The sequence below is a fragment of the Anaerolineae bacterium genome, assembly GCA_014360855.1.
GTDB lineage: Bacteria > Chloroflexota > Anaerolineae > JACIWP01 > JACIWP01 > JACIWP01.
In genome coordinates, this window is sequence record JACIWP010000195.1 from 1 (window position 1) to 5,843 (window position 5,843).

Annotated in this window: 5 protein-coding genes; all 5 read right to left on the bottom strand. The window is 64.4% G+C overall.

What is annotated here, in order from left to right; translation table 11 throughout:
• Nucleotides 1-693 (bottom strand): phenylalanine--tRNA ligase subunit alpha (locus tag H5T60_10645; GenBank protein ID MBC7242889.1); only part of this gene is annotated, 693 nt, incomplete at its 3' end.
• A 473-nt stretch (nucleotides 694-1,166) separates the two neighbouring features.
• Nucleotides 1,167-2,381: a methionine adenosyltransferase gene (locus H5T60_10650; GenBank protein ID MBC7242890.1), complete on the bottom strand. Its 1,215-nt coding sequence runs from the start codon at nucleotides 2,379-2,381 to the stop codon at nucleotides 1,167-1,169.
• A 63-nt stretch (nucleotides 2,382-2,444) separates the two neighbouring features.
• On the bottom strand, nucleotides 2,445-3,719 hold the full coding sequence (locus tag H5T60_10655; protein ID MBC7242891.1) for an adenosylhomocysteinase: 1,275 nt from the start codon (nucleotides 3,717-3,719) through the stop codon (nucleotides 2,445-2,447).
• A gap of 38 nt (nucleotides 3,720-3,757) precedes the next feature.
• Nucleotides 3,758-4,723, bottom strand: coding sequence for a carbohydrate kinase family protein (locus H5T60_10660; protein ID MBC7242892.1), 966 nt, complete (start codon nucleotides 4,721-4,723; stop codon nucleotides 3,758-3,760).
• A gap of 37 nt (nucleotides 4,724-4,760) precedes the next feature.
• A complete protein-coding gene (mtnA, locus tag H5T60_10665; protein ID MBC7242893.1) occupies nucleotides 4,761-5,801 on the bottom strand; it encodes an S-methyl-5-thioribose-1-phosphate isomerase in 1,041 nt (346 codons plus the stop codon).
• Nucleotides 5,802-5,843 lie beyond the last annotated feature (42 nt).

Sequence of the window (5,843 nt, forward strand, 5' to 3'; positions counted from 1 at the left end):
GATCATCGTGCCCTTCAGATCGGCCATGGTGATGTGCTTGCCCACGGCCAGCCCCTCCACCTGATGGAACATATGCTCGGAGCGCACGGTCACCTGTTCATAGCGGTAGCACTTGCCCGGCAGGATGGCGCGGATAGGCTCCGGGTGGTAGGCGCGCATGACGTGGATCTGCCCGGGCGAGGTGTGGGTGCGCATGACCACGTCCTTGTTGATATAGAAGGTATCCCACATGTCGCGCGCTGGGTGGTGGGGCGGCATGTTCAACAGCTCAAAGTTGTATTCGTCGGTTTCCACCTCGCGCGAGCGGTAGATCTGGAAGCCCATCTGCGTGAAGATGTGGTAAATCTCGCGCAGGGTCTGGGTGGAGGGATGCAGCCGGCCGATCGCCGGCCGCCTGCCCGGCAGGGTCACATCCACGGCCGCGGCGCGCAGGGCGCGCTCCACCTCCTCCTGTTTGAGGGCCTCCATCCGCGCCTCATAAGCGGCTTCCAGCCGGCCCTTGACCTCATTGGCCAGCTTGCCGTAGGCCGGCCGTTCCGCCGGCGGAAGCTGACCGACACTGCGCACCGCCAGCGTGATCTCTCCCTTTTTCCCCAGATAGCGCAGGCGCCACTGTTCCAGCGCCTGCAGGTCGGATACCTGCGCCAGCTCGGCGCTGGCCCGCTGTTCCAGCTCATGCAGGTCCACTGCCATGATTATACCGCCTCCTCTCCTGGATGAAGCGTATGATAGCGTAATAAAAAGCGGCCCGATAGTCCCTCAGGGACGATATCGTGCCGCACGATCCGCGTTACCACCCTGTTTGGCCGGCCGCGAGCCGGCCCCCTCTGCCCCGACGGCCGCGCTCCTCTCCGTTGGACGAAGCCGGCTTATCGGGCGCCCGGATAACGGTGGGCCTCCGGAGCAGACTACTTTGCGCCTGCGCGCATTTCACCTGTCGGCTCGGGAGCGAACTTCGGCGGGCTTTCACCGAGAAGGGCTTCCAGTCGCGGCCCCTCCTCCCTGGCGGCTTCCCCCCGCCTACTCCTCTCCGTCATCGCCTCTGCAAGGGATATCGGTTTGTCCGCCATTATATCACGGCCGGCCCAAATGGGCAAAGGTTATGCGCGAGCGCGTTGGCAGGCCATGACCCATGATATGTCAGGCGCTGGTAGGAGCTTCGGAATTTACGCCAGGCCGGCCGCGCGCCGGAGCACCTCGACCTTGTCCAGCCGCTCCCAGGGCGCGTCGATGTCGTCGCGGCCGAAATGTCCGTAGGCGGCGGTGGGCCGGTAGATGGGCCGGCGCAGGTTCAGGTTCTGGATGATGGCCGCCGGCCGCAGGTCGAAGTGGGCGTTGATCAGCTCGACGATCTTATCATCGGGGATGCGGCCGGTGCCGAAGGTCTCCACGCTGATGGACATGGGGCGCGCCACGCCGATGGCGTAGGAGACCTGGATCTCCAGGCGGTCGGCGATGCCGGCGGCCACCAGGTTCTTGGCGATGTAGCGCGCCATATAGGCGCCGGAGCGGTCCACCTTGGTGGGGTCCTTGCCGGAGAAACAGCCGCCGCCGTGGCGGGCGATGCCGCCATAGGTGTCGACGATGATCTTGCGGCCGGTCAGGCCGGCGTCCCCCAACGGCCCGCCGATGACAAATCGGCCGGTCGGGTTGATGAAGTACTTGGTGCGCTCATCCAGCAGGCTGGGGTCAATGACCGCCTTGACCACGTGCTCGATAATATCCGCCTCGAGCTGGTCGTGGTTGATGGCCGGGTCGTGCTGGGCTGAGACCACCACCGTGTCCACCCGCACCGGCTTGCCGTAATGATATTCCACGGTCACCTGCGATTTGCCGTCCGGGCGCAGATAGGGCAGGATGCCCTCCTTGCGCACCTTAGCCAGCCGCTTGCACAGCTTATGGGCCAGGGAGATGGTCAGCGGCATGTATTCCGGCGTCTCGGTGCAGGCGAAACCGACCATCATGCCCTGGTCGCCGGCGCCGATGGCCTCGATCTGCTCGTCGGTCATCTCGCCGCGCTTGGCCTCCAGGGCGCGATCCACCCCCATGGCGATGTCCGGCGACTGCTCTTTGATGGAGACAATGACGCCGCAGGTCTCGGCGTCAAAGCCGTACTTGGCGCGGGTGTAGCCGATGTCGGTCAGCACCTCTCGCACTAGCTTGTTGATATCTACGTAGGTCGTGGTGGTGATCTCTCCCATCACCACCACCAGGCCGGTGGTGGCGGCGCACTCACACGCCACGCGGGCATCGGGGTCGTCCTTGATGATGGCGTCCAGCACCGCGTCGGAAATCTGGTCGCAAATCTTGTCCGGATGTCCCTCCGTCACCGATTCCGAGGTCAGAAAAAGCTTCGGCGAGGACATGAAGGTCGTGCTCATGTGTGTTGTTCTCCTTTCATCCACAGATATACGTGCCCGAGCGTCGGGTGACTGTACGAAAGCTTATGTGCCTTCTGTCCAGGAGGCCAGGTAGGCCCGCTGTTCCTCCGTCAACTGGTCAATGCGCACGCCCATGGCGGTGAGCTTCAGGCGGGCGATCTCGCGGTCAATTTCCTCGGGCACTTTGTATACGCGTTTTTCGAGGGTGGCGGCGTTCTTGTACATATACTCGGCGCCCAGGGCCTGGTTGGCGAAGGACATATCCATGACGCTGGCCGGGTGGCCTTCGGCGGCGGCCAGGTTGATGAGCCGGCCCTCGCCCAGCAGGTAAATGCGCCGGCCGTCTTTCAGCTTGAACTCCTCGACGAAGGGGCGCACCGGGCGGCGCGAGACCGACATCGCCTCCAATGCCGCGATGTCGATCTCCACGTTGAAGTGGCCGGAGTTGCAGACGATGGCCCCGTCCTTCATGCGCTCGAAGTGCGGCGCGTCAATCACGCTGGTGTTGCCCGTGGAGGTGATGAAGATATCGCCCTCAGCGGCGGCATCGAGCATGGGCATGACCCGGTAGCCGTCCATGACTGCTTCCAGGGCGCGCAGGGGGTCCACCTCGGTGATAATGACGTTGGCGCCCAGGCCGCGCGCCCGCATGGCGATGCCGCGACTGCACCAGCCGTAGCCGGCCACCACCACCGTCTTGCCGGCGATGAGCACATTCGTGGCGCGGATGATGCCGTCCATCGTGGACTGGCCCGTGCCGTAGCGGTTGTCGAACAGGTGTTTGGTCATGGCGTCGTTGACCGCCAGGATGGGGAAGCGCAGGGCGCCCTCTTTCTCCATGGCCCGCAGGCGGATGACGCCGGTGGTGGTCTCCTCGGTGCCGCCGATGATGTTGGGGATCAGCTCCTGCCGCTCCTTGTGCAGGGTGGAGACCAGGTCTGCCCCGTCATCCATTGTGATGTGGGGCTGATGGTCCAGCGCCGCCTTGATGTGGGAGTAATAGGTGGCGTTGTCCTCCCCCTTGATGGCGAAGACCGGGATGCCGTAGTCCACTACCAGGGAGGCGGCGACATCGTCCTGGGTGGAGAGGGGGTTGGAGGCGCAGAGCACGACATCGGCGCCGCCGGCGACCAGTGTGCGCGCCAGGTTGGCGGTCTCCGTGGTAATGTGCAGACATGCGGACAGCCGCACACCCTTGAGCGGCTTTTCCCGCTCAAAGCGCTGGCGGATCAGGCGCAGGACGGGCATTTCCAGCTCCGCCCACTCGATGCGCTGTTTGCCCAGGGGGGCCAGCGAAAGGTCTTTGACGTGATGTTTGACAGTGGTCACTTTGTCCAGTTCTCCTTCGATGGTATGATGCGTTCAGGTGACAATTTTCAGCGCTTCAACAGCACCCGCTTCAGCTCCACGCACGGGCCGAAGTGCTGTTCGTAGCGGGACACAAACTCATCTAAAGAATAGCGCCGGCATTGCGGGCCATCGCTCTCGATGACGTAGGTGGCGGAGAGACTGGCCATGCGGCCGACGACATCCCAGGGCAGGTTATGCAGAAAGCCCTTGATGATGCCGGCGCGGTAAGCATCGCCCACGCCGGTGGGGTTGACGACCTGCTGTGGGGGGGCCGGCGGGATGTCGATCTCCTCATCCTTGACCATGATGGTGGAGCCGCGCTCCCCCTTGGTCACGATGACGATCTCCGCCAGCTCGCGCAGGGCCTTCTCGCTCAGCCCGGTCTTCTTCTTCAGCATCTCGAACTCATATTCGTTGACGATGAGCATGCGCGCCCCGCGCGTGCCCTCGATCAACTGCTCCCCTGTCAGGCGGATGATCTGCTGGCTGGGATCATAGATGTAGGGGATGCCCAGCTCCTTGCATTCTGCGGCGTAGTTCACCATGGCCTGGGGGTCGTTGGGGGAGATAATGACCAGGTCAATCTCGCGGTGGTTCAGGTTGCGGAAGGACAGCTCATGGGCCCGCCCCATGGCGCCGATGTAGAAGCTGGCGATCTGGTTGTTCTCCAGGTCGGTGCTGACGAAGAAGCTGGCGGTGAACTCGTCCTCGATCTCCACGATGCCGGAGGTGTCGACGCCCTGTTCTTCCAGCCAGCGGCGGTACTCGCCGAAATCGCGGCCGGCGGTGGCCATGATGGTCGGGCGTTCCCCCAGCAGTGCCAGGTTGTAGGCGATGTTGGCGGCACAGCCCCCGCGCTGTACGCGCATCGAATCCACTAAGAAGCTCACACTCAGCACGTCCAGGCGTTCGGGCAGGAAGTGCTCCCGGAAACGCCCGGGGAAGGCCATGAGATAGTCAAATGCCAGGGATCCAGTGACGACGACGCCCAAGTTCCGTTTCCTCCATGAAGTGCTGTGGGATAGCCTCCTATCCCTCCCCTTTTACCATTTTGCGCAGGCTGATGCCGAAAGGCGGATAGGCGATGCCGTTTTCCGTGATGATGCCCGTCAGATAGCGATGCGGCGTGACGTCGAAGGCGGGGTTGTACACCGGCACGCCCTCGGGGGCGATGCGCCGGCCGTCAATCACCGTTACCTCCTCCGCGGGGCGCTCCTCGATGGGAATCTCATCACCGGTGGCCAGCGAGAGGTCAATGGTGGAGGTGGGAGAGACTGCGTAGCAGGGTATGCCGTTCTCCTTGGCCAGCACCGCCAGTTTATAGCTCCCGATCTTATTGGCCACATCGCCGTTGGCGGCCACGCGATCGGCGCCGAAGAGCACCAGGTCAACCCTGCCGGCGCGCATCAGGTGGCCGGCGGCGTTATCCGCGATCAACGTCATGGGAATGCCGTCGCGCATCAGCTCCCACGCAGTGAGCCGGGCGCCCTGCAGGCGCGGCCGCGTCTCATCCACCCAGACGTGCACCCGTTTGCCCTGTTCCACCGCCATGCGCACCACGCCCAGAGCCGTGCCGTAGTCCACGGTGGCCAGGGCGCCGGCGTTGCAGTGGGTGAGGATGTTGGCCCCATCCGGCACGATGGCCGCCCCGACCTCCCCGATACGGCGGTTGACCCGCACATCCTCCTCCGCGATGGTCAGCGCCTCTTGCTCGAGCGCGGCGGTAAGGTCTGCCGCGCTCTGCCAGTGGCCCGAACGGGCGCGCCGGAGCATCCGCTCCAGTGCCCAGCTCAGGTTGACGGCCGTGGGGCGCGTGCGGCGCAGGACCTCCGCCGCCTCTTCCAGGTCGGCCAGGAGTGCCGGCACGCTCTCGGCGCGGCTCTGCCGGGCCGCCAGCGCCAGCCCGAAGGCGGCCGCGGCGCCGATGGCCGGCGCCCCCCGCACCACCATATCCCGAATGGCCTCCGCCACCTGACGATAATCGTCGTATTCCACCACCCGATATTCGAGCGGCAGGACGCGCTGGTCAATCATCCTGACCCGGCCGTTATGCCATTCGATGGTGCGCAAAGGCCGCCTCCGTTCGGTAAATGACAAATAAAGAGCTCTCCC

What these genes read in the sequence shown, in the direction of transcription:
- H5T60_10650 (MBC7242890.1), bottom strand. Translation starts at nt 2,381, where the DNA reads ATGAGCACGACCTTCATGTCCTCGCCGAAGCTTTTTCTGACCTCGGAA.